The organism is Streptomyces hypolithicus, assembly GCF_052934925.1.
In genome coordinates, this window is the sequence record NZ_CM128811.1 from 4,521,434 (window position 1) to 4,543,197 (window position 21,764).

Genomic DNA, 21,764 nt, shown 5'->3' on the forward strand with positions numbered 1-21,764 from the left:
CCCGTGACGCCCTGCAGGCGTGTCCTCAATCGCCGGACGGGCTGGATGTGCCGCTTGCGCACATTTCAGCCCCTCCGGTGTTTGAGGAGCGGGGTCCGGGCCCAGCGGGGCGGCCCAGGGGCGTGCGCCGCTGAAGCAGTGTCACACCGTAGGGCGCCTCCCCCACGGCGCCGGCCTTGACCCGCTCGGCGCCGACGACCTCGTACCCCGCCGCTTCGTAGTACGTCCGCAGCCGGGGGTTCGACGTCAGGCAGTCCAGCCGGACCAGCTCCCGCCCCGCCTCCGCGATCCGCCGCTCCGCGTGCGCCAGCAGGGTCCGCCCCAGACCGGCGGGTGCGGCCGTGCGGTCGGTCATCAGCCGGTGTACGTACCCGGCCTCGGGCGGCCGCACGCCCCACGCGGGTTCGTCGTCCCACCACAGCTCGTACGCGCCCAGCACCACGCCCGCCACGCCCCCCGCCTCCGCCAGCCACACCTCGCCCTCCTGCGTCCGCAGCCGGAAGTGCTCCTCGTCCTTCCCACCCGGCTGCCACTGCTCGATGCCCCGGCTCCGCATCCAGCGGGCGGCCTGGTCGTAGAGGGCGGCCAGGGCGGGGAGATCGGCGTCGTCCGCCGTACGAAAGTTCACTCGTGTCGTCATAGGTCGAACCGTAAGCGCTGAGTGACCAAGGGCTACGGGGGAATCAGGACCGTATGACTCTCACCGACCAGCAGGCCAAGACGCCCCGGCCCCGCACCGGGCTCCCGTGGTGGGCCAAGGTGATCGCTGTGATCGCGGGGCTGCTGGCGCTGCTCCTCGTCGCCGGCAGGCTCAGTCTCGTCCCGGACTTCGACGACATCTTCGGCGAGGAGACCCGCGACAACTCCGGGCCGACCCTCCTGAGGTCCATTCAGGACATGAGCCGTTACGAGGCCGCGTCCGGAAACTTCCAGGTCGTCGTCGACCTGGAGAAGGACGCCAAGTTCCTCCCGGACGCCCTCCGCGGCTCCCGCACGCTCTACGTCGGCGCCGGCACCGTCGGGGCGTACGTCGACCTCGGCAAGGTCGGCGAGGACCAGGTCACCGTGAACAAGGACCGCACCAGCGCCACTCTTCGCCTCCCGCATGCCGAGCTCGGCAAGCCCTCGCTGGACGCGGACCGTTCGTACGCCGTGTCCAAGCAGCGGGGGCTGCTGGACCGGTTCGGGGACTTCTTCTCCGACAACCCGGCCGACGAGCGCGCCGTCAGCCGCCTCGCCGCCCGTCACATCGGGGAGGCCGCCAAGGACAGCGAACTCGCCGCGCGCGCCGAGAAGAACACCACCAGCATGCTCCAGGGCCTGCTCACCTCGCTCGGCTTCAAGGAGGTCACCGTCCGCTACGGTGACGACGACGCCGGTCGCTGACCCGGTACCGTCGCCGTCGCTGTAGCCGTCGCCGTCGCTGACTCCGGTGCCGCCTGCGGTGCCGCCTGCGGTGCCAGCGCCGCCAGTCGCGTCAGCAGGTCGCCGAACGGTCCGTCGGCCGGCTCCAGGGCGAGCACCGGGAGCAGGATCTGTGCCATCTCCTCGTTGTACGCCGCACTCACCGCGGCCAGCGCCGCGAAGTCGTACACCAACTGCTGTTCCAACTCGGGGCGCGGGATCTCTCGGCCGTCCAGCCAGATCAGCGCCTTCGACTCGGCGAGGGACACCCACGACCGTACGACCATGGCGAGCCTGGCCGGCGGGTCGGTGATGCCGAGGTGCGCGATGATCTGCTCGTACGCCGCCTGGCGCACCTCGTCGATCATGGCGTTGGTGGTCGAGGAACCGACGGCCGGGCCGCCCCGCATCAGCGCGGAGAAGCCGGGACCGTGCTCGTCGACGAAGTCGAAGAAGCGGCCCATGACCCGCAACAACCGTACGCCCAGGGGCCCTTCATGCGGCTCCACGAACCGCGCGGCGAGTTCGTCGGCGGCTCGCCGCAACGCGGCCTCGTACAGGCTCTGTTTGCCGGGGAAGTAGTGGTAGACGAGGGGTCGCGAGATGCCGGCGGCTGCCGCTATCTCATCGATCGACACGTCTTCGGGCGAGCGATGGCTGAACAGCTCCAGCGCGACGCTGATCAGCTGCTGCTTGCGTTCCTCGACGCCCATTCTGCGGCGCACCCCGATCGTCATACGAGCAGCGTAACTGCCGCCGCGCGTCACGAATCCAGTACCGGCCGGTCACCTCGGCGCAGGCAAAGCCGCCAGCGGGAGGCCGCCGCGTGCCCAACGCCCCGCGGCCCCGCGGCCCCGCCTCAGCCCACCACCCACTCGCCGAACTCCACCGTCCCCCGCCCGCCGCTTCCCCCGTGCGCCGCGCTCATGAACATCCCCGCGTCCTGCGCCCCCGCCGCCGCCCCGGCCACCCGTACCGTCCCCACCGTCCGCCACGACGTCCCGCCGTCCACCGAACACCTCCCGGTGTACGCCCCGTCCGCCCGCGTGAGCCGCAGCAGCACGGGCGCGGTGATTCCCGTGATGCGCAGGTACGTGTCCAGCGTGCCGTCGCCGTTCGTGTCGTACGACAGGACCACACCGTTCCCGGGCGTGACAGCGAGGTTGAGGAAGCCGGGCGACCCCGGCGTCGCGAGAGAGTTCCGCGCCACGAGACCGGCGCGCGCCCACGCGCCCGTCACCTCCTGCGCCTCGACCCGCACCGTCACGCTCCCGCCGTCCCGCAGTGCTCCCTCCCGGTACAGAGAACCGAACTCGGCCGTCGCCTTCCACAGATCCTGGCCCGCGCCATTGATCGCGTACCGGCCCTCCAGCTGCCCGAACACCGCCTGGTTGTTCGTGTACGTCCGCCAGCCCTCGCTCAGCGGCCCGGCGACGTACAGGCTGCCGGTGTGCACGGAGGTGACCCGGGGCTCGCCCTTCGGCCCGTAGACCGTGCTCAGTTCGTACGGCAGGGCGACGAGCGGCCGGGCCGGCGATCCGTCCGGGGCCGTGTCCGGGGCCGTCACACGCCAGGACGCCGACCCCGCGCCCGCCGCCGGTACGGACGGCAGCGACACCGGCCCCTGCGGCTGTGCGTCGACCCCGTCCAGTGCGAAGTCGACACGGCCGGTCGCGCGCAGCCCGTTGACGTTGCGGAAGCCCGCCGTGAGCAACGCGGAGCCGCCCGGCTTGAGGACAGCGGGATCGGCGGTGACCGTCACCGCGCCCTGGTAGGGCGCGCGGGCCAGTACGGCGTGGACGCGGCGCGCCGTGCGGTACGGATCGTTCGGCGGGCGCAGCGGGTACGCCGTGCGCTCCCGCGTCCACGGCTCCTCGACGGGTACCAGTCGAAGGGCTTCGGTGCCCGACCGGCCGCGAGCGCGTCCTCCAGCTCGCCCAAGTACGCCTGCCACTGCGGCAGATGGAAGTCACCGATGAGCCCGTGCCAGTCGCGGTTGGCGTAGTTGGCGAGCCGCCCGCCGTCCGCCGTCGGCCGGTCCGCCCACGTCGTGACCAGGACCCGCGCCGTCCGCTCCAGCTGCTCCGACTCGGCGGCCGATGACGCGAGCCGCTTCGCGTCCTCGATCCACGGCCCCAACAGGAACGCCTCGTGGGAACCCGCCATGTCCTCGCTCAGCCGCATCAGCCTGAGCCAGAGAGCGGACAGCGCGCGGAAGGCGGGCAGGTCCTTACGCCCGTACGCGGCCTTCAGCTGCGGCAGCAGCTGCCAGGAGCGGTTCGCGAGGGCCTGGCGGCCCAGGTCGGTGAGGTCGTAGCGGTACGCGTCCGAGGCCCGCAGCGGCTCGCGGACGCCGAGGAGCGCACCGAACGCCTTGTCGAAGTCCGCCAGGTCGAAGGCGGGCGTGTGCGTCGCGTAGTGCGTACCGGAGGCCGCCGACAGGCTGGGGCGGGAGGCGAAGATCGAGTCGTGCGGGCGCCCGTCGCGGCTGGTGATGCGGTACGCCGTCTCGCGCAGCGCGGCGAACGCGGCTCTGGCGTCGGCGTCCCGGCCGCCGTAGCGCAGGTCGGCGTACCCCTGGAACCACGCCTCGCGGTCCACCGCCTCGCGCCGCCAGGCCAGTTCCGAGAACAGTTCCAGCGCCGCCGGGTCCCGCTCCGCGGCCTCCGGCATGTACGCGGTCCCGGCCAGCGCCGAACCGGGCCGGTCGCGCCAGAGCGTGAACCGCTCGGTCCACTGGTGGGTCTTGGCGCCGATCGTCGTACGCCCACCGAAGTTGGGGATCGTGCCGAAGGCGTAGGGCGCGCCGCCCCAGTCCTTCTCGCGGTCGGTGACGGTGTCCAGGTCGGACAGGCCGTCCACGACGAGCAGGTGCCGCTTGTCGAGCGCGTCGATCAGGTCGCGGCGCGGGTTGCCCTGCCAGCCGAGGATCATCCAGGTGGCGCCGGGCCGGGCGGTCCGCAGGGCGCGCTCGACGGCGCGCGCCGCCTCGGGCACGGGCACGTCCCCGGCCGAGCCGCCCTCGTGCAGCAGGTCCATCTTGAAGTGGTCGACCGGCCCGAAGAGCGCGGACTGGTGCCGGTAGAAGGCGGCGGCCACTTCGTCGAAGGCCGGTGTACGCGGGTCGAGCCAGTCGGGGCGCCGCAGCCCCGACCAGTCGCCCTGCGGAACCGTGCGGGCTCCGGGGTTGCGGGTGGCGAAGCCCTCGGGGACCGTCCCGAAGTAGCCGGGCAGCACCGGCCTCATGCCCAGCTCGCGCATCCTGGTGGTGATACGCCGCCCGAGCGCGGCGCGCTTCGCGATCAGCTCGGGGGCCAGGGGGCCGCCGTATCCGCTCATGTTCTGCAAGAGCCACCACGGCTGGTGTGAGGGGGCGGGCAGCCAGGCGCGGGCCTCGGTGTCGGAGTAGCCGAAGTCCTGCAGGAGACGGTGGTAGACGGCCTCCTGGCCGGTGGTGACCAGTACTTCGTTGCAGCCGTGCAGGGCCAGTACGTCGATCATCCGCTCCCAGCGGGACCAGTCGGCGTACGGCGCGGTGTAGCCGTCGTGGGTGTCGTTGAACGCGAAGCGGTGCGGGACGGTGGCCGATCGTTCCAGATCCGGGGACGCGCCGGGCGCGGGCAGCCGCTTCGGCAGCCGCAGCTGGGTGCCGGACCAGGAGATGTGCGCCCCGCACACGTACTTGAGGTACCAGTGGACGCCGGTGAGCGCCGCCGCCGGGCCGGTGGCGGCGACCTCGATGCGGCCTGTGGTGCCGGTGACCCGGAAACGGTCGGAGCCGCTCAGGGCGGTGAGCCGGAACTGGTGGGCGTGGTCGGGCAGCAGCCGCTCCAGGGCGGCGTGCGCGGGCCGGTGATCGGGCGCCGCTGCCACGGCGGGGGCGTGCCCGCCGACGGCGGCTGTGATCCCGACCGCGCCGGCGGTGCCCAGCAGCGTACGTCGCGACAGTTGCTCGGCCATCGGGCACTCCTCGGTGGGACGACAGGGCGCAGGGCCGTACGGAGCGCACGTTAGTGACGGTGTGGAGGGGCGGGCAATGGGGCGTGCCATGTACTGGTTCGCGCCCCACCGGGTGGCGCAACGGGGCACGATGGGGGCATGCGCAACCACGGTCGACGTACAGCGAAAACCGCCTCTGCCCTGGCCGTTCTGGCCCTCCTCGTCACGGGCTGCGGCTCGGGTGAGGACGCGGAAGAGCCGTTGCCCAGGACGGCGGAGGGCAGCTTGGAGCAGCTCGCGAAAAAGGTCGGGTGCAAGCCGAACATACAAACGGACGCGGAGGAGCTGCGTCAGGCGAACTGCAAGACCGGCGACAGCCGCTACGTGCTGGCCACCTTCGCGACCGATCGCGGACAACGCGAGTGGATCAACGAGGCCAAGGACTACGGCGGCTCGTACCTGGTCGGCAGGAAGTGGGTCGCGGTGGGCGACCCGAAGGTGGTCACAGCACTGCGCGGTCAGCTGGGCGGGACCGTGGAGACTTCCTCGCACCACTCCGGGGACAGTGGCGATGGGGGGCACGAGACGAGCACTGACGAGCACTCCGGTCATCGCGAAAGCTGACCGCGCAGGCCAACGGGGGGCGGCCGGTGGGGCGGCCGCCCCCTTGGGGGGTGGGGGGTGTGGGGGTGCGGGGGATCAGGCGCAGCGGCGGCCGCCGTTCACGCAGGCCACCACCTTGTTCATCAGCCGGCTGTCGAAGACGTTGATGAAGTCACCGTGGTCCGTGCCCGGCTTGTGCAGCTGCTCGGGGAACGAGTCGACCGCGAACCCCGGACCCGGCGGCACGTCGTACACGATCCGCTGCACCAGCTGCGGGATGGCGCGGAAGCCCTGCGGGCAGGCTCCGTTGGGCTGGGCGAACGCCACGTGGGTGCGGTGGTTGGCGCTGTCCGTGTTCTGCCCGTCCCAGCAGCTCTGGAACTCGAAGGAACGCACGACCTGGCTGCCTTCCGGGCAGATCGGGTACTTGTCCTTCAGCTGGCGGTCCTCGAATCCGGTGCAGCTCCAGGAAGCGTTGGCGTTGGCGTCACCATTGGTGAACGCCTTGGCGTCGCCGGTGATGATCCGCAGGAAGCGGGGCATTGCGGTGACCCTGCTGACGGGACTGCCGACGAAGTTCAGCGTGACCTGGGAAGGCGTCTGGATCTCTCCGACGTTGCTGTCCTTCCCGCCGCCGTCCGCGTTGGCATCCGCTTCGTTCTGCCCGTTCTGCAGCCGCAGGACGGGCCAGTAGTACGTCGACTTGTCGCCCTGGTTGCGGCACGAGGTGTCGCCGGCCGCGAGGTCGTCGTCGCTGGCGAAGGCGTCGTTGGCCTGGTTGCCGACGTAATCGTGCATGTGGTGTGCGCCATTGCTCACACCCGGGGCGACGATGACGTTGTCAGGGTTGAATTTGCCGTTCTCATTCACGCCGCAGTTCGTGCTGAAGACGCCGCGGGAGGCGCCGCGCAGCTTGCGGGGCTTTGGGACGTTCGGCTGGACGGACTGAATGTCCACGAAGTCGGCGGCGTTGGGGCCGTTGCCGGCCTGCCCGCCGTTGCCATTGTTCTGACCGCCTTCGCCGCCGTCCTGACCGCCATTCTGACCGCCGTCCTGACCGTCACCGTCCTGCCCGTTCCCGTTGTCCTGCCCACCCCCACCCCCGCCCTCTTGCCCGGTCCCATTCCCGTTACCGTTCCCGCCCTGTCCGTCTCCGCCGTCGGCCACTTGGTTGTCGTCGGCGCGCAGGGTGCAGGGCGCGAGGCTTTCGAGCCCCTGGGGCCGCTCCGCCGCCCGGTCGATGGCGACGGCGATCCGGTCGACGGACGCAGTCCGCTTGTCCTTCAGCGGTCCGAGAACGGCGTTCTGTGCCAGGTTCGGGTCCCTGGACATCTGTTCCCTGGAATCAGCGAACCGCTTGTACGCGTCCGTGATCTGAGAGTCGAGAGCCGCCAGCTCCCGGTCGACTTCCGGGCGCGCGGAGTCGGGTACGTCGGTCAGTTCGTTCACCACCTCCGGACAGACAATGGTCGACATCCGCAGGCCGGCGTTCTTGATCTGACCGGTCTGCCCCGATGGCGGGCCGGACCAGCCTTCTCCCGCGGATGCGTAGACATTGACCGCGACCAGTCCACCCCCGCCCAGGAGCAGAGCGGCCGAAGCGGCAATCGCCCGGTTCGCCAGCGTGGATCGTTTACGAGATGCGCGTCGCATGGAACTCCTCTGCTTCGTTGCCGGGGGAGGGTTGAGGGATGTCCCGGCAGGGGAGAAGCGCTCCGTTCCATACGGGCACGGCTCACGGCCTGTTCACACCTCGTCCGAATTCGTAGCTACCTCCATGAGCAAAGAGCCCCGCATGCGGACGGACCGTGTCATTCGGCCGGCGTTCCCACCCGGAGCCGGTTTCCGTCCGGATCGCGCAACTCCACCTCGCGCGCCCACGGCTGCTTCTCCACCGCTACGTCGAACTCCGCAGCCACCGCGTCCACGTCGCGCACCCGCAGATACACCAGCGTGTCCGGGCGCGCGTCCCCCCCCGGTGCTCCGACAGGAACAGCCGCACGGACCCGCGCGCCACCTCCACGAACGCGGGAAAGCCCGCCTCGAAGCGGTGCTCCCACTGCTTCCGAAAGCCGAGACGGGCGTACCAGGAGGCCGCCTTGGCGGCGTTCTCGACGTGCAGGATCGGGATGACTTCCTCGGTGACGGTCATGTGCCCATCCTGCCCCGGAGCGCGGCCCCGGTGCCCGCGTGACCGGCGCTCAGCAGCCCGACGCTCAGCCGCCGGGCCGGCCCTGGTCCAGGTATGCCAGGACGGCCAGTACCCGTCAGCACGTCCCGCCATGTCGCCGGGTCCTTCAACATCAGTACGCAGCGCTCGACCTGCCCGGTGACACCGGAACGCAGGCCGGCGGGCATCGGGCGGTACGGCACGGCGATCCGCACCCCCGACCCACCGTGAGTGCCAGTCCTTGTACCGCGGCCAGAAATGCGGTGCGTATCTTCGTCGCGATCACGCGCCCCACCTCTTCTCGGCGGCCGGTCTGCCGGGCATGCGCCAGTCTCGCCCGCGCCGCCCCACGAGGTCATTGGGCCCGGCCCCCGACGCAGTGGTGTACCTACCACCACCTCCCAACGCCGGGGATGGCAGCATGTGCGGACCATGACAGATGCCCGGTCGCCCCTGCGCGCACTCCGAGCCGCACTTTTCGCGGCGGTGTGCGTCCTTGCGGCCGCGGTGGCGCATTCGTCCATGTCTGCCCATGAGCTTCCGGTTTCGGGACTGTTCGCCGCCTTCGCGGTGACCGCCGCCATCGCCTGGGTCGCGGGCCACCGGCGGCGCGGTTCCCTCACCGTCGGCGGCGGGCTCCTCGCCGTACAGGGAGTCCTGCACCTCGTCTTCGGTACGGCGCAGGACACCGGCCCGGGCGTCGGCCACCACCCGATGCCCGGCGCCATGCAGGAGCAGGCCGTGCACCAGCAGGCCATGGACCCAGCGGCGGTGGCGGAGGCCGCCACCGCCGTCGCGCACGGCCACGGCTCCTCCTCCCTCGCCATGACCTCGGCCCACCTCGCCGCCGCCCTGCTGTGCGCCCTGTGGCTGGCACGCGGCGAGGCCGCCTTCTTCCGGCTGGCGCGCACCGTGGGGGCGCTCGCCTTCACGCCGCTGCGGCTGCTGCTCGCCGTCGCAGGCCCCCACGGGCTGCCGAAGCAGCCGCGCCCCCGGCTCCGTACGACCCGTCGGCCCGCCCACGGCGTCGTCCTCGCGCACACCCTCTCCCGCCGGGGGCCGCCGCGCGCACCCGCACCGCGCACCACGGCCCCCGCCCCGGGCACCCTCCGAACAGTCTGAGCCGCCTCGGCTGTCCGACCGCGTGACCAGGGGGCCGCTCCCCATGCCCCGCGCATGGCTCCCGATCATTCGTCGACAACTCCGAGGACAGTCATGGCCATTGACGATCCCGCACGACCCGCACAACCCGTGCCCACGGCGCAGTCACCCGCCGCCCCGGCCGCCGGACCCAGGTCCACGTGGACCGCCCTGCGCCCCCTCGTCCTGCGCGTCCACTTCTACGCGGGCCTGCTGACAGCTCCGCTGCTGCTCGTCGCCGCCGTCACCGGGCTGCTCTACTCCCTCTCCTTCCAGGCGGAGAAGTTCCTCTACAGCCACGAACTCGAAGTCTCCGTGGGCGAACGCACCCTGCCGCTCGGCGACCAGCTCGCCGCAGCCCGTGAAGCCCACCCGCAGGGCACCGTGACCGCCGTCTGGCCGTCCGCCGAGAACGGCGCCACGACCCGGGTGCTGATGGCGACGCCCGAAGTCGCGGAGGACAGGTCACTCGCGGTCTTCGTGGACCCGTACACCGCCCAGGTACGCGGCGAACTCACCAGCTACGGCAGCTCCGGCGCCCTGCCGCTGCGCACCTGGCTCGACGAGCTCCACCGCGACCTGCACCTCGGCGACCTCGGCCGCCACTACAGCGAACTCGCCGCCAGCTGGCTGTGGGTGGTCGCCCTCGGCGGCCTGCTGCTGTGGCTCGGCCGCCGCCACACCGCCAAGCGCGACCTGATCGTCCCCGAACGCGGCCCGAAGGGCCGCCGCCGCACGCTCTCCTGGCACGGCACCGTAGGCATGTGGGCGGCACTCGGGCTCCTCCTGCTCTCGGCGACCGGCCTCACCTGGTCCCGGTACGCCGGCGAGAACATCGGCGCCGTACAGGACCAGCTCGGCGGCGCCACCCCGACCGTGTCCGCGGCGCTCACCGAGGGCGGCGGCGACCACGCCGGCCATGGCGGCGGAGGCAACCACCAGGGCACCGCCGGCCCCGACATCGGCCCCGACATCGGCATCGACAAGGCGCTCGCGGCCGCCCGCACAGCCGGCGTCGACGGCGAGCTCTCGGTGATCCTGCCGAGCGAGGGCAGTGGTTACGTCGTCAAGGAGACCGACGCCCAGTTCCCCGTCCACCTGGACTCGGTCGCGGTCGACCCCGCCGACGGCAAGATCATGGACCGCCTGCGCTTCGCCGACTATCCGCTGCTCGCGCAGCTCACCCGGTTCGGGATCGATGCCCACATGGGCGTCACCTTCGGCCTGGCCAACCAGCTGGCCCTGGCCGCCCTCATGGTCGCCCTCATCCTGCTGATCGCCTGGGGGTACCGCATGTGGTGGCTGCGCAGGCCGACCAGGGAACGCAGGTTCACCGTCGGCCGGCCCATGCCGCGCGGCGCCTGGCGGAAGGCGCCGGTGACGGTGCTGCTGCCGCTGGTGGCGCTCACCGCGCTGGCAGGCTGGTTCGTACCGCTGCTGGGGATCAGCCTGCTGGCGTTCCTGGCGGTCGACGCGTCGCTCGGCCTGGCGGCCAGGCTCCGCGCCCGTACGACGGCCTGAGCCCGCGCCGAGACGGGGTGCTTGTCCGTGCGCCTGCACGGGCAAGCACCCCGCTGCCGCGCCCCGTCAGGGCGTGTGCTTGTAGCCCACGCGCCGCACCGTGCGGATCGTGGCGCGGCGCTCGGCGCCGAGCTTGCGGCGCAGCCGCGCGATGTGGACATCGACGGTCCTGCCGTCGCCCACGTGGCCGTACCCCCACACCGTGGACACCAAGTGGTCTCGGGTGTGCACCCGGTGGGGGTGCGCCACCAAGTGCGCGAGCAGCTCGAATTCGAGGTACGTCAGGTCCAGGGTCCGGCCGTCCACGGTGGCGGTGCGCTCGGCTCCGTCGATCCGTACCGGCCCGGTGCCGGGCGTCCCGTCCTCGCTGCCCGAACCGCTCAGGGGGGCGGTGGCCGGGCGGCCGGTCTGAGCGGTTGTCTGAGCGCCGGCCTGGGCGGCGGGGAGCAGCACCAGGTAGCCGACCATGGGCGGCCGGCCGGGCAGGGTGGGAACCGAGTGCGGGGGTGCCGGCAGCCACGTGGCGCCGGGCGGAAGCAAGTCACCGACGCCGAGGGCCGTCCCGGTACGTACCACCTCGTCCCGGTCCACGGCCCGCAGCCGGTGGCGGGCGGCGCTGGCGGGGGAGTGGGGCTGGGGTGCGGCGGAGAAGGGGCGGGTTTTCGCCATGAGACAGCTCTTTCGCGCGAGGGAGTCGTCGAGGGACGTACTACGCTGTGCGCGCCGACCGAAAACCGCTGTTCAACGGCTTTGGAGGGACCGCGCGTTCGTCGCGCGACAACAGACCCGGTCGAAGTCGTGATGCTGACGGGAGGGCCAGAACGGCTCAAGGTCGATACGTCGACCTGTCGCGCTCTCCCGGTAGCTGGCCATGAACCCAATTCAAGCAGACGGCGGCCGCCGGCAGTAGCCCCTCCGGTCCACCGGCCCAAGACGCGCGCAGGGGCGCCCGCTTGTCCGGTGGGCGCCCCTGCGCGCGTGCGGAGCTGTGCGAGTTGTGGGCTGTGTGGGCTGTGCGAGCCGTGGTGATCAGACCTGGCCGGCCTTCTCCAGCGCGGTGCAGCACGTGTCGACGATCAGCCGCGTCACGACGTACGGGTCGACGTTCGCGTTGGGGCGCCGGTCCTCGATGTAGCCCTTCTTCTCCTGCCCGACCTGCCACGGGATGCGGACCGAGGCGCCGCGGTCGGACACGCCGTAGCTGTACTCGTTCCACGGGGCGGTCTCATGCAGTCCGGTGAGGCGGTCGTCGATGCCCGCGCCGTAGTTCTTGACGTGGTCCATCGGCTTCGAGCCCTCGCCCAGCGACTCGCACGCGGTGATGATGGCGTCGTAGCCCTCGCGCATCGCCTTCGTCGAGAAGTTGGTGTGCGCGCCCGCGCCGTTCCAGTCACCCTTGACCGGCTTCGGGTCGAGGGTCGCCGACACATCGAAGTCCTCGGCGGTGCGGTACAGCAGCCAGCGCGCGACCCACAGCTGGTCGGAAACCTCCAGCGGAGACAGCGGGCCCACCTGGAACTCCCACTGGCCCGGCATGACCTCGGCGTTGATACCGGAAATACCGAGGCCTGCGGCGAGGCAGTGGTCGAGGTGCTTCTCGACGATGTCGCGGCCGAAGATCTCGTCGGCGCCGACGCCGCAGTAGTAGCCGCCCTGCGCGGCAGGGAAGCCGCTCTCGGGGAAGCCGAGCGGGCGGTGGCCGTCGAAGAAGGTGTACTCCTGCTCGATGCCGAAGATCGGCTCCTGGCCCGCGAACTGCTCCGCGAACGGACGCAACAGGGCACGCGTGTTGGACTCGTGCGGCGTCATGTCGATGTTGAGCACCTCGCACATGACGAGGACGTTCTCACCGCCGCGGATCGGGTCCGGGCAGGAGAACACTGGGTTCAGCACGCGGTCGGAGGCGTGACCCACGGCCTGGTTGGTGCTGGATCCGTCGAAGCCCCAGACGGGCAGCTCGGTGCCGCCGGCAAGGATCTTCGTCTTCGAGCGAAGCTTGGCGGTCGGCTCGGTGCCGTCGATCCAGATGTACTCGGCCTTGAAGGTCACGGACGCCATCCTTTGCGGTGCTGCGGCTTGTGCACGCAGCCTCGCAAGCGGGGATTTCCCGGCCGTTGCCCGCTTGTGAACCCCGTGTTACTCAGGTTTCCCACGCGTCACGAGCGCCGTGCGGTCACGAAATCGAGGACGGCCGCACGTGGTGCCCATATCCGTGCCGGCCGGGCCGAAGGCGCGGTCGGAGCGCGCGCCGGTGCCTGGCCGGGTGTGCCGCCTCCGTGTACGACCAGCACGGCGGTGGAGTTCCGGGCCGCCGCGGGGGTGAACCGGCTCCCGCCGTGCGGCGACGCGGCGGGAGCCTTCCACGGTGGTGCGGTGGACGCGCTGCTGAGTGGCGTACGTACCTGAGAGGACGGCTTACCCGACACGCTCGATCCGCGCGTTGCGGATCAGGAACTTCCCGGCCTCGCGGACCTCCTCGAACGCCTGGTTGTTGAGCAGAGCGCAGCTGCCGGAGGCCGAAGTGACCTTCACCGTGGTCGACTTGGCATTGTCGAGGTTGGTCACCTTGAGCGTCGTGCCGACCGGGAACTCGCCGCTGGACGCCGCCGGCGCGCCGCCCTCGCCCGACAGCGTGACGGTCGACCCGGCGCAGACGACCTCGCCGACCGCCCCCTCGGGCGCCTGCCCCGGCGGCTGGGCGGCATCCGAACTCTCACCGGCCTCCGGAGGCGCCGACTCGTCCACCGGCGGGGCCGGCTCACCGGCCGGTGGGGCGGATTCCTCGGCCGGTGGAGCCGTCCCGTCCGCAGGCGGGGCAGACCCGTCCACCGGCGGCGCCTGCTCGTCGCACCCGGACGCCGCCTGTTTACGCTTGATCTCCTCGATGACCGCCTCCCGGTTGGCGATCCGCGCCTGCGACTGCGCATCGGGGTTCGCCCGCTGACCGGCGATGAACTCCTCGTTGTTCGCCAGCGCGGTGGCCAGCCCGTCGCAGGCCACTGAGGCCTGGCTCGTACCGGTCATCACCACTGCGGTGCCCGCGACCATCGCGGCGGCACCCGCCAGCAGGGCGAGACTCTTCTTGCGGCTGAGGGTCTTCTTACGCGACACGTATGCCTCCTGGCTGTGCGACTGTGCCCGTACGTACGTACGCCGCCCCCAGCCATCTCAACAGCCGCACCAGCCAATCCAGTTACCCCAGTCACTCCGGCCGCCACTCGTCACGCCGGTGGCAGCGCCCGGCACAACGCCTCCAGCGCGTCCGCGTACAGATGCTCGGCCGGCGTCGCATACCCCACGACCAGCCCGTCACCACCACCTACGCCGCCACCTCCGCCGCCCCCATCCCCGCGATGATCCGGATGCAGGTAGTCCGAAAGCCCCTCCACCGCCAGCCCTTGCCAGGCCGCGGCCTTCACCACCGCCCGCTCCGTGCCCGCCGGCAGTTCCAGCACGGCGTGCAGCCCCGCCGCGATCCCCGTGACCCGCACCTGCGGCGCCCGCTCCGCCAGCGCGGCGACCAGCTGGTCGCGCCTGCGCCGGTGGCGCTGCCGCATCCGGCGCACATGGCGGTCGTACGCCCCCGACATCAAGAAGTCCGCCAGGGTCAACTGCTCGGTCGCGCTCGACCACTGCTCGCGCTCGCCCTTCGCCGCCACCACGTCGTCCAGCAGCCGCTCGGGCAGCACCATCCAGCCGATGCGCAGCGTGGGGGACAGCGCCTTGCTGACCGACCCGATCAGCACCACATGTTCAGGATCGAGGCCCTGGACCGCGCCCACCGGCTGCCGGTCGTAACGGAATTCGCCGTCGTAGTCGTCCTCGACCACCAGCCCGCCCGTGGCCCGCGCCCAGTCCACCGCCGCCGCCCGCCGCTGCGCGTGCAGCGGACCGCCCGTCGGGAACTGGTGCGCCGGGGTGAGCAGCGCGGCCCGCTGCCCTCCCAGCTCCGCGACCCTGGCGCCGTCCTCGTCGACGCCGATCGGGATCGTACGTACACCGCCGTCCGTCAGCAGCCCCCGGTGGAACGGCAGCCCGTACGCCTCCACCGCCCACACCCCGCCCACCACACCCGCCAGCAGCCGCAACGCGTGCGCGGCACCCGAGCACAGCACGATCCGCCCGGCATCGGCCCGTACCCCCCGCACCCGCGCCAGATACTCGGCCAGCGCCCGGCGCAGTTCGACCCTGCCGCGCGGATCTCCGGGGCCGAACGCGTCGTGGGGCGCGGCGGTGAGTGCCCGCCGCGCCGAGGCGAGCCAGGCTGTGCGGGGGAAGGCGGACGGGTCCGGTTTGCCCTGCACCAGGTCGTACGTCGCAGGAGCAGCCCGCGCCGGAGTGCGCGCCCGCCGCCGGGGCGCGGCCGGCGCCGTCCGCTCCGCGACCCGGGTCCCCGACCCCTGCCGGGCCGCCAGCCACCCCTCGGCGACGAGTTCCGCGTACGCGTCGGCGACGGTGTTACGGGCCAGCCCGAGGTCGGCCGCGAGGGAGCGATACGGCGGCAACCGCGTCCCGGGAGCGAGCCGCCCACCCCGGATCGCCTCGCGCAGCGCCCGCGTGAGAGCGGCCCGGCGGCTGCTGGAACCGGGGCCTTCCCGCTCCAGTTCGACGTACAGATCCCTGCCGATTCCCTCAGCGGAATTGACCCATGATTCCACCACGTGATTGCACCCCTCAGCCGGTCGCCCGAGACCATAGATTCGTACCCATGACGACAACAGAGATCAAGCAGCCCACCACCTCCACCACCGCCCGGCTGAACTTCGCGAAGGCAGCCCCCAAGGCGTTCCGGGCCGTGATCGGCCTCGACGCGGCCGCCCGCGAGGGGCTGGACCCGGCGCTGGTGGAACTGGTGCAGATCCGCGCCTCGCACCTCAACCACTGCGCGTACTGCCTCCACATGCACACCACCGACGCCCGCAAGGCCGGCGAGAGCGAGGAGCGACTGCACATGGTCGCGGTGTGGAAGGAGGCCAGGAACTTCTTCACGGACAAGGAACAGGCGGCCCTGGCCCTCACGGACGCGGTGACGCGGATCGCGGACGCCGGACTGCCGGACGAGGTGTACGCCGAGGCGTCCGCCCACTTCGACGACCAGGAGCTTGCCCAGCTCCTGGCCCTGATCTTCACGATCAACACCTGGAACCGCATCGCCCTGGCCACGGCGAAGACGCCCGGCGAGGATGAGCGAGCACCGGTGCGCTGAACCTCACCGGGACATGGCGTCCCGTACCGCGTCGTCCGTACGGGCCACCACGGCCGTACCGTCCTCCGCCGTGATGATCGGCCGCTGGATCAACTTCGGATGCCCGGCCAGCGCCCCGATCCACCGCTCCCGCGAACCGGCGTCCCGCGCCCACTCCTTCAGCCCGAGCTCCCTGGCCACCGCCTCCTGGGTGCGCGTGATGTCCCACGGCTCCAGCCCGAGCCGCTCCAGCACCGCACGGATCTCGTCCTCGGTCGGTACGTCCTCCAAGTAGCGGCGCACGGTGTAGTCGGCCCCTTCGGCGTCCAGCAGGTCTACAGCGCTGCGGCACTTGGAACACGCGGGATTGATCCAGATCTCCATGCCCCAACCGTACCTCCGGCCACCCCTGCCCACCTCACCCCAAACCCCCTCTGGCCAGGGCCGATTGTCAGTGGTGGGCAGTAAAATCGAAGGAGTCAGCAAGGGTCCCGACCGCTCCAGGAGGATGCCCGGATGCCCACGGCCGCACTGTTCACGATCGCCCCGCACCCCCTGGCCAAGCGCCCGCTCCCGGCCGGCCAGCCGCGCGCCTGGTACGAGACGCACAACCGCCACCTCAAGGCGATGCGCCTGGCCATCGCACTGCTCGACGCAGGCGTCTACCACCCGACCCAGGCCACCAATCACAAGATCCGTGCCACCGCCGAACTCCTCGGCATACGCCCCCCGTCCGACACCACGTGCCGCCTGGTCCGCACCCTCCTCCACCACAACCGCTGAGGCCCAACTCCCGCCTCTCGCCCCCGCCCCGAGTGCGTTCGGGGCGGGGGCGAGCGCCTTCGAAGCTTCATGGCAGTCCTGGGTGCGGGTGCCGTCGGGGAGGCTGGTCTGGGCGTGGTAGCCGGCCAGCAGGCGTGTCAGGGCGGACGGCGGTTCCTGCCCGGCGGGGGCGCGCTGAGCGGTATCGGTTTCCGTCTTGGCCAGGAGAATGCCCAAGAGGGTCAGGGTGTCACGGCGAGCGGGGCCGGCGCCACGGTGGAGAGGGTCGAGGCGGGGTGCGGCGGGTGTAGCCCTCACGGCTCTCACCGGCCTGCGCGGGGGAGGGGACGATGAGCGGTGCCAGGGACAGGGAGAGTGCGGCCAGGCCGCGTACCAGGTTCGTGATCATGACCGCAGGGATAGCGGTCAACTGCGGGTCAGCGCACGGACCTCACGCTGAAAACCCACCACTCGGGGAAGGTCATGCCGCCCGGTCCACCCGTAGCGGCTTCGGCGGATGCTGCGGCGAACACCGGGCGCAGCGAGCCTCCTGGAGCGGGCAGCTGTCCGGCCGGACTGTGCACCGCCAACGGCGCGGCGGGTGAGGGGCCGGGGGCCCGGGTGCGGATGGCCGCTGCGGGCTCCGGGGTCCCCGCTGGTTGCGCACCCCTCAGGGGGCGGCGCACGGGCCGGGCTCCGAGGCAGCGTGTACTACTCCGGTGGGGAGCGGCCCGATTTGCCGTTCCTCGTCGGTCGACCGCACTCGCGTCGCGCGAAGAGGTCTACCGGTCCAGGCCCCGCCCCCAGGGGGGACTGCGCAGCTTGATCATGACTCGCTACGCGCCTTGAAGCGAGGCCGCCCCGCGACGCTCGCCCCACGACGTGAGTCGCCCGGCTGGGAAGCCCAGCCGGGCGACTCGTCCGAGCTCTGCTCACCATGCGTCAGTGATCAGTCGTCGGTCAGTGATCGTGTGGTGTGAGGCCCCGTGAACGCGTCCTTCGGGGGCCCTTGCCGGATACGGGTCCGGATGCCGGGCCGGTCCGGTGCGTTGCTCAGCAGGGGAGAGTGGTGCGTCCAGCAGCGCCGGTGGCGCCGGTGATGCCGTCCGCGGTCAACGTGGCGGCGGTGCCGGCGCCGCCGGGCTTACCAGGACACACCGGACTCGCGGCGCCGCCCGCTCCGCCCGTGCCGCCCTTGTGGGTGCCGCCTGCCGTTGACGCGCCGCCCTTGCCACCCTTGCCGCCGGCGATGCCCGCACCGGCGTTGCCTACGCCGCCCACGCCGCCTTTGCCACCGGTGCCGCCCTGGTTGGCAACACCCCCGGCGCCTCCGCTGCCGCCGTTGCCGTTGGCCCCGCCGGCGCCGCCCGCGCCACCGGCACCGCCGGTGCTTCCGCTGCCGTCACCGTTGCCCCCGGCGCCGCCGTTGCCGCCGTTGCCGTTCGCACCGGCCGCTCCACCGGTGCCGCCGAGGCCACCGATACCGCCGTTGCTCCCCACGCCGTTGGCGCCGTTAGCGCCGGGGAGGCCGAGTACGCCCAGGATGGAAGTCCGGGAACTGCCCGCGTCGGTGAGAGCCGTCGCGGAAGCCAGGGTTGGGGTCGCGAGGCCGACTACGGCGATCGCGCTGATCAGGAGGGTCCGGGCCATGGCGGTGTTGCGCGAGATGCGCATGAGGTACGCCTTTCGGTTTGTGCACCCGGAGATATTCTCCGGCTGGCACACCCACAAACTAGGCGGGAATAGCGCGGCATGCACTGTGCTGGATGATCAAATGTCTGGAAGTAGAGAGATTCGCCAAACTCTGGCTTCAAATGCCTGTGCGGGAGGTGCGGGGCTTCGATAAGAAACATGAGCAGCGGCCAGTTAAACCCGATGTGCTGCCCCGAGAAGGCTCCTCCCGCGCTGGCCCGTGGGGTAAGACCGCATGACGGCTGACTGGTTGGCTGAACGGTGGTCCCGTCCTGGAGTCGCAGGTGACGCCGGAGGCGTGCCCCTCGAACTCGCAGGCGAGTGGCGGCAAGTGTCGAAAATTGCTGGATTCGGCGACGTCGGCCTAACCTGCGCGTTTCACTTGGGCTTTGGTCCGGATCATGAGCGGTAACGCGAAAGTGCCTTCTGAGCGGGGACGATGAACCTTGTCGAGGGGTTCTGTCGGTCCAGGTGGAAGGCACTTTCTGCGTGCAGGGTATCGGTTCTCGTCCCAGGCTTCATGTCTCCGCCGACGGTTCGGGGGTGGTCGGGCATGCCGGGGCACGGTTGCTGGCTGATCTCGCCGATGCCACCAGGCTGACCAGCACGTACTCCGCCGCCCTCAGACCGCTTCGGCCACGCGGCACTGGTCATGACCCGGGCCGGGTGGCCGTCGATCTGGCCGTGATGCTGGCTGACGGCGGCGAGGCCATCACGGATCTGGCCGTACTCCGGGACCAGAGCGAGGTATTCGGCCCGGTCGCCTCGACACCGACGGCCTGGCGTCTGCTGGACGCCGTCGACGAACGCGTACTGGACCGCCTGCGGTTGGCCCGAGCCCAAGCACGCGGAGTGGCCTGGTTGCAGGCATCCGAGACCCGCTCCGGCATACCGGCGGCGATAGCCGGCGGACGGGAGGTGCCCGGCCTGGTCCTGGACATCGACGCCACGCTGGTGACCTGCCACTCCGAGAAGGAGCAGGCAGCACCCACCTATAAAGGCGGCTTCGGCTTCCCCCCTCTGGTGTGTTCCCTGGCCAATACAGGCGAGGGCATGTCCGGGCGGCTGCGGCCCGGGAACGCCGGAGCAAACACCGCTGCGGATCACATTGCCGCGCGATCCGGGCCCTGCCCGAGCAGGTGTGGCATCCCGCCCTGGAGCAGAACGGGACATTGCGTGCCGGCGCTGAGATCGCCGAACTGACCGGCATGACCGACCTTTCCGGCTACCCGGCCGGCACACCCGCGTCATCGTGCGCTGCGAACGACCGCACCCCGGCGCCCAACTCTCACTGTTCGACCAGGACGAGGGCCTGCGGCACCAGGCGTTCCTCACCGACACCCCCTACTCCGACGAGGGCTCCGCCCAGTTCCTGGAAGTCCGCCACCGCGGACACGCCACCGTCGAAGACCACATCCGCTGCGGCAAGACCACCGGCTTCGGCCGCTTCCCCTCCCGCCACTTCGCCATCAACGCGGCTTGGCTCGAACTCAGCCTCGCAGCGATCGACCTCCTCGCCTGGACCCGCGTCCTGCTGCTGGACGGTGAACTGGCCCATGCCGAGCCCAAGAGACTCCGCTACCAGCTACTGCACGTCGCCGCCCGTCTCACCCGCGGCGGCCGCCGCCTCCACCTGCGAATCTCGGCCACCTGGCCCTGGAGACACGAACTCGCCGCCGCGTTCCACCGACTCGCGGCCCTGCCCCGCCCAGCCATCTGACCGGCAGCCCCTGACCACCCACGACCCGAGGAATCCTGGAGAACCCGACCACCGCGCCGGGCCGTCGCCACGCCCACCGACCAGCACCGTCCCAAACGCCCCGCCCAGTCACTCAGCAGCAGCAACTGAAACGGCGAGGCTAAACAAGGAAATGGCGTCCGGCGGGCGCAATAGCCGTCATCCTGCAGCTCTATCTGCCCCGGCGCTGCTCCGGCGCGCTCACAGGGCCCCGGGCGCCGGGTGCCTGCAGCTGCCTTCGGCTACCGCAACCTGGAAGAACCCGCAGTTCAGCAGCTACGGGACCCGGAGAGCCGGGAGATGGCGGCGCGTCATGAGCGCTTTATGGCCGCATCAGTGTATCCCGGCCAAACGCCCCGTACGGGTGAGTTTGCTTACTGCATTCAGAGGACTGCCCCTGCGGGAAAATATCGATGAATATCGCACTCCTCATTCCAGTATAAATATTAAGAAATTCGTGTCTTATGAAAAGAGTCCGGAATTTCACCGACTGTCTGCCGGCCTGCGGCCCGGGAAAAGTTTCGGGGAGCCCTGCTCCTCTTTCAGTTCCGCGTCGGCCTCGTTCAGCCCCGCATCAACCCTCGCTTCACCTGAGCCAGAGGACCCCCCGTCATGAACAGGAAACAGACCACCGCCCTCCTCGCCCTGCCCGCTCTCTTCGCCGGCACGGCACTCTTCCTCGGTTCTCCCGCCAGCGCCTCCGCCCTTGCCTGTACTGCCGGCACCGCCGGCGTCGCGGGTGCCAACGGCAACGCCTCCCACCCCAACGGCTTTCCCGGCACCGCCGGCGGCCCCGCGACCGGAAGCGGGGACTGCGCCGGCGGCGCGGGTGGTCCCGGCGGGAACGGGGTCCTGGGCGGGCTCGGCGGTACGGGCGGCAAGGGCGGCACGGGCCTTGGCAGCGGTTCCGGCGGGGCAGGTGCTGTCGGCGGCAACGCCGGCCCCGACGGCTCCGCGGGCGGCAACGGCGGCAACGGCGCGGCCGGCGGCCTGACCGGTGCCGGAGGCGCGGGTGGAGCAGGCGGCATGGGCACCCACGGGGGTGCGGGCGGCGCCGGCGGTGCCGGCGGCAATTCCGGCGTCAACGCCGGCGCAGGTGGCCGCGGCGGCCTCGGCGGCGCCGGGGGATCGGACGGCGGGGCCGGCGGCAACGCGGGCAACGGTGGCATCGGCCACGGCGGTGGTGCGGGCGGCAACGGCGGTGCCGGCGGCATCAACAGCTTCGGTAAGGGCGGCAAGGGCGGAAGGGCCGGCAACGGCGGCAACGGCAGCTCCGGCGGCGCCTACCCGGGTGGCGCCGCCGGTATCGGCGGGGCCGGCGGCCTGAGCTCCGGAGGCATCCTCAATGTCGGCGGCAACGGCGGCAACGGGGGCAACGGCGGCGCCAAATCGGGCGCCAGCGCCGACGGCGCCTGCGGGATCGGCGGCGCCGGCGGCAACGCCACCGGGGGCCTCCTCTTCCACGGCGGGGCCGGCGGCCTCGGCGGGACCTTCGGCGGCGGCAGCCCCTGCGCCAACGGAGCCAACGGAACACCGTGACCTGCCCGCACCAGGTGTCCCGAGCCACCCCTGCGCAAGGACACCTGGCGCGGCTCCAGGGCTGACGGCCG

18 protein-coding genes and 3 pseudogenes are annotated in these 21,764 nt (G+C 71.5%); 9 read left to right on the top strand and 12 right to left on the bottom strand.

All coding sequences use genetic code 11. The annotated features are described in order from the left end of the window. Positions 1–25: 25 nt before the first annotated feature. Positions 26–640 carry a GNAT family N-acetyltransferase gene (locus tag ACU6WZ_RS21350; RefSeq protein WP_447029728.1) on the bottom strand — a complete coding sequence of 205 codons (615 nt, stop codon included), beginning with the start codon at positions 638–640 and terminating at the stop codon, positions 26–28. A gap of 53 nt (positions 641–693) precedes the next feature. On the opposite strand from ACU6WZ_RS21350, the gene ACU6WZ_RS21355 reads away from it, so the two are divergent. Continuing rightward, entirely contained in the window at positions 694–1,386 is a 693-nt protein-coding gene (locus tag ACU6WZ_RS21355) for a DUF4230 domain-containing protein (protein ID WP_447029729.1), read from the top strand. On the opposite strand, the gene ACU6WZ_RS21360 is transcribed toward ACU6WZ_RS21355, so the two are convergent. Both ACU6WZ_RS21360 and ACU6WZ_RS21365 read right to left on the bottom strand, forming a co-directional pair. After that, the gene (locus ACU6WZ_RS21360) at positions 1,359–2,141 is read right to left on the bottom strand and encodes a TetR/AcrR family transcriptional regulator (protein WP_447029730.1); all 783 of its coding nucleotides are present in this window, start codon (positions 2,139–2,141) and stop codon (positions 1,359–1,361) included. The two genes, ACU6WZ_RS21355 and ACU6WZ_RS21360, sit on opposite strands and share 28 nt — an antisense overlap. Before the next feature lie 122 nt (positions 2,142–2,263). After that, positions 2,264–5,364, bottom strand: a pseudogene (locus ACU6WZ_RS21365) (alpha-N-acetylglucosaminidase). A gap of 138 nt (positions 5,365–5,502) precedes the next feature. Here ACU6WZ_RS21365 and ACU6WZ_RS21370 point away from each other — a divergent pair. Next, positions 5,503–5,967: a hypothetical protein gene (locus ACU6WZ_RS21370; protein ID WP_447029731.1), complete on the top strand. Its 465-nt coding sequence runs from the start codon at positions 5,503–5,505 to the stop codon at positions 5,965–5,967. 75 nt (positions 5,968–6,042) lie between these two features. On the opposite strand, the gene ACU6WZ_RS21375 is transcribed toward ACU6WZ_RS21370, so the two are convergent. Together ACU6WZ_RS21375 and ACU6WZ_RS21380 are read right to left on the bottom strand one after the other, a co-directional pair. Beyond that, positions 6,043–7,599 (bottom strand): DUF1996 domain-containing protein, encoded by a 1,557-nt coding sequence (locus ACU6WZ_RS21375; protein WP_447029732.1) that lies wholly within the window; start codon positions 7,597–7,599, stop codon positions 6,043–6,045. A gap of 158 nt (positions 7,600–7,757) precedes the next feature. Further along, positions 7,758–8,098 (bottom strand): annotated as a pseudogene (locus ACU6WZ_RS21380) (glyoxalase superfamily protein). Between the two features lie 93 nt (positions 8,099–8,191). Here ACU6WZ_RS21380 and ACU6WZ_RS21385 point away from each other — a divergent pair. The 3 genes from ACU6WZ_RS21385 (at position 8,192) to ACU6WZ_RS21395 (ending at position 10,777) form a co-directional block, all read left to right on the top strand. Continuing rightward, positions 8,192–8,347 carry a hypothetical protein gene (locus ACU6WZ_RS21385; RefSeq protein ID WP_447034331.1) on the top strand — a complete coding sequence of 52 codons (156 nt, stop codon included), beginning with the start codon at positions 8,192–8,194 and terminating at the stop codon, positions 8,345–8,347. A gap of 291 nt (positions 8,348–8,638) precedes the next feature. Continuing rightward, positions 8,639–9,238: a hypothetical protein gene (locus ACU6WZ_RS21390; protein ID WP_447029733.1), complete on the top strand. Its 600-nt coding sequence runs from the start codon at positions 8,639–8,641 to the stop codon at positions 9,236–9,238. 93 nt (positions 9,239–9,331) lie between these two features. Beyond that, positions 9,332–10,777 (top strand): PepSY-associated TM helix domain-containing protein, encoded by a 1,446-nt coding sequence (locus ACU6WZ_RS21395; protein WP_447029734.1) that lies wholly within the window; start codon positions 9,332–9,334, stop codon positions 10,775–10,777. 66 nt (positions 10,778–10,843) lie between these two features. Here the strand turns inward: ACU6WZ_RS21395 and ACU6WZ_RS21400 are convergent, their stop codons facing one another. The 4 genes from ACU6WZ_RS21400 to pdxR form a co-directional block, all read right to left on the bottom strand. Then, positions 10,844–11,446, bottom strand: a complete 603-nt coding sequence (locus ACU6WZ_RS21400) for a winged helix-turn-helix domain-containing protein (protein WP_447029735.1) — start codon at positions 11,444–11,446, stop codon at positions 10,844–10,846. Between the two features lie 360 nt (positions 11,447–11,806). Then, a complete protein-coding gene (glnII, locus tag ACU6WZ_RS21405) occupies positions 11,807–12,826 on the bottom strand; it encodes a glutamine synthetase (RefSeq protein WP_447029736.1) in 1,020 nt (339 codons plus the stop codon). Between the two features lie 366 nt (positions 12,827–13,192). Continuing rightward, positions 13,193–13,888, bottom strand: coding sequence for an SCO2207 family protein (locus tag ACU6WZ_RS21410; RefSeq protein ID WP_447029737.1), 696 nt, complete (start codon positions 13,886–13,888; stop codon positions 13,193–13,195). A 110-nt stretch (positions 13,889–13,998) separates the two neighbouring features. Next, entirely contained in the window at positions 13,999–15,438 is a 1,440-nt protein-coding gene (gene pdxR / locus ACU6WZ_RS21415; protein ID WP_447029738.1) for a MocR-like pyridoxine biosynthesis transcription factor PdxR, read from the bottom strand. Between the two features lie 47 nt (positions 15,439–15,485). On the opposite strand from pdxR, the gene ACU6WZ_RS21420 reads away from it, so the two are divergent. Continuing rightward, entirely contained in the window at positions 15,486–15,983 is a 498-nt protein-coding gene (locus tag ACU6WZ_RS21420; protein WP_447029740.1) for a carboxymuconolactone decarboxylase family protein, read from the top strand. Between the two features lie 3 nt (positions 15,984–15,986). Here the strand turns inward: ACU6WZ_RS21420 and ACU6WZ_RS21425 are convergent, their stop codons facing one another. Continuing rightward, positions 15,987–16,346: an ArsC/Spx/MgsR family protein gene (locus ACU6WZ_RS21425; protein ID WP_447029741.1), complete on the bottom strand. Its 360-nt coding sequence runs from the start codon at positions 16,344–16,346 to the stop codon at positions 15,987–15,989. 132 nt (positions 16,347–16,478) lie between these two features. On the opposite strand from ACU6WZ_RS21425, the gene ACU6WZ_RS21430 reads away from it, so the two are divergent. Beyond that, complete coding sequence (locus ACU6WZ_RS21430) at positions 16,479–16,745, top strand: hypothetical protein (RefSeq protein ID WP_447029742.1); 267 nt, start codon at positions 16,479–16,481, stop codon at positions 16,743–16,745. A gap of 229 nt (positions 16,746–16,974) precedes the next feature. Here the strand turns inward: ACU6WZ_RS21430 and ACU6WZ_RS21435 are convergent, their stop codons facing one another. Together ACU6WZ_RS21435 and ACU6WZ_RS21440 are read right to left on the bottom strand one after the other, a co-directional pair. Continuing rightward, on the bottom strand, positions 16,975–17,133 hold the full coding sequence (locus ACU6WZ_RS21435; protein ID WP_447029743.1) for a hypothetical protein: 159 nt from the start codon (positions 17,131–17,133) through the stop codon (positions 16,975–16,977). A 644-nt stretch (positions 17,134–17,777) separates the two neighbouring features. Continuing rightward, positions 17,778–18,398 carry a hypothetical protein gene (locus tag ACU6WZ_RS21440; protein ID WP_447029745.1) on the bottom strand — a complete coding sequence of 207 codons (621 nt, stop codon included), beginning with the start codon at positions 18,396–18,398 and terminating at the stop codon, positions 17,778–17,780. A gap of 489 nt (positions 18,399–18,887) precedes the next feature. On the opposite strand from ACU6WZ_RS21440, the pseudogene ACU6WZ_RS21445 reads away from it, so the two are divergent. Together ACU6WZ_RS21445 and ACU6WZ_RS21450 are read left to right on the top strand one after the other, a co-directional pair. Then, positions 18,888–20,136: pseudogene (locus ACU6WZ_RS21445) on the top strand (transposase). 630 nt (positions 20,137–20,766) lie between these two features. Then, positions 20,767–21,693, top strand: coding sequence for a hypothetical protein (locus tag ACU6WZ_RS21450; protein ID WP_447029746.1), 927 nt, complete (start codon positions 20,767–20,769; stop codon positions 21,691–21,693). Positions 21,694–21,764: the final 71 nt, after the last annotated feature.

Bases quoted from the DNA above. Each gene is read 5' to 3' on its own strand.
- ACU6WZ_RS21385 (WP_447034331.1), top strand. From the start codon at position 8,192: ATGCCAGGACGGCCAGTACCCGTCAGCACGTCCCGCCATGTCGCCGGG.
- ACU6WZ_RS21375 (WP_447029732.1), bottom strand. From the start codon at position 7,599: ATGCGACGCGCATCTCGTAAACGATCCACGCTGGCGAACCGGGCGATT.
- ACU6WZ_RS21355 (WP_447029729.1), top strand. From the start codon at position 694: ATGACTCTCACCGACCAGCAGGCCAAGACGCCCCGGCCCCGCACCGGG.
- ACU6WZ_RS21395 (WP_447029734.1), top strand. From the start codon at position 9,332: ATGGCCATTGACGATCCCGCACGACCCGCACAACCCGTGCCCACGGCG.
- ACU6WZ_RS21450 (WP_447029746.1), top strand. From the start codon at position 20,767: ATGAACAGGAAACAGACCACCGCCCTCCTCGCCCTGCCCGCTCTCTTC.
- ACU6WZ_RS21425 (WP_447029741.1), bottom strand. From the start codon at position 16,346: ATGGAGATCTGGATCAATCCCGCGTGTTCCAAGTGCCGCAGCGCTGTA.
- ACU6WZ_RS21350 (WP_447029728.1), bottom strand. From the start codon at position 640: ATGACGACACGAGTGAACTTTCGTACGGCGGACGACGCCGATCTCCCC.
- ACU6WZ_RS21420 (WP_447029740.1), top strand. From the start codon at position 15,486: ATGACGACAACAGAGATCAAGCAGCCCACCACCTCCACCACCGCCCGG.
- ACU6WZ_RS21435 (WP_447029743.1), bottom strand. From the start codon at position 17,133: ATGATCACGAACCTGGTACGCGGCCTGGCCGCACTCTCCCTGTCCCTG.
- ACU6WZ_RS21430 (WP_447029742.1), top strand. From the start codon at position 16,479: ATGCCCACGGCCGCACTGTTCACGATCGCCCCGCACCCCCTGGCCAAG.
- ACU6WZ_RS21390 (WP_447029733.1), top strand. From the start codon at position 8,639: ATGTCTGCCCATGAGCTTCCGGTTTCGGGACTGTTCGCCGCCTTCGCG.
- ACU6WZ_RS21440 (WP_447029745.1), bottom strand. From the start codon at position 18,398: ATGCGCATCTCGCGCAACACCGCCATGGCCCGGACCCTCCTGATCAGC.
- ACU6WZ_RS21370 (WP_447029731.1), top strand. From the start codon at position 5,503: ATGCGCAACCACGGTCGACGTACAGCGAAAACCGCCTCTGCCCTGGCC.
- ACU6WZ_RS21360 (WP_447029730.1), bottom strand. From the start codon at position 2,141: ATGACGATCGGGGTGCGCCGCAGAATGGGCGTCGAGGAACGCAAGCAG.
- ACU6WZ_RS21400 (WP_447029735.1), bottom strand. From the start codon at position 11,446: ATGGCGAAAACCCGCCCCTTCTCCGCCGCACCCCAGCCCCACTCCCCC.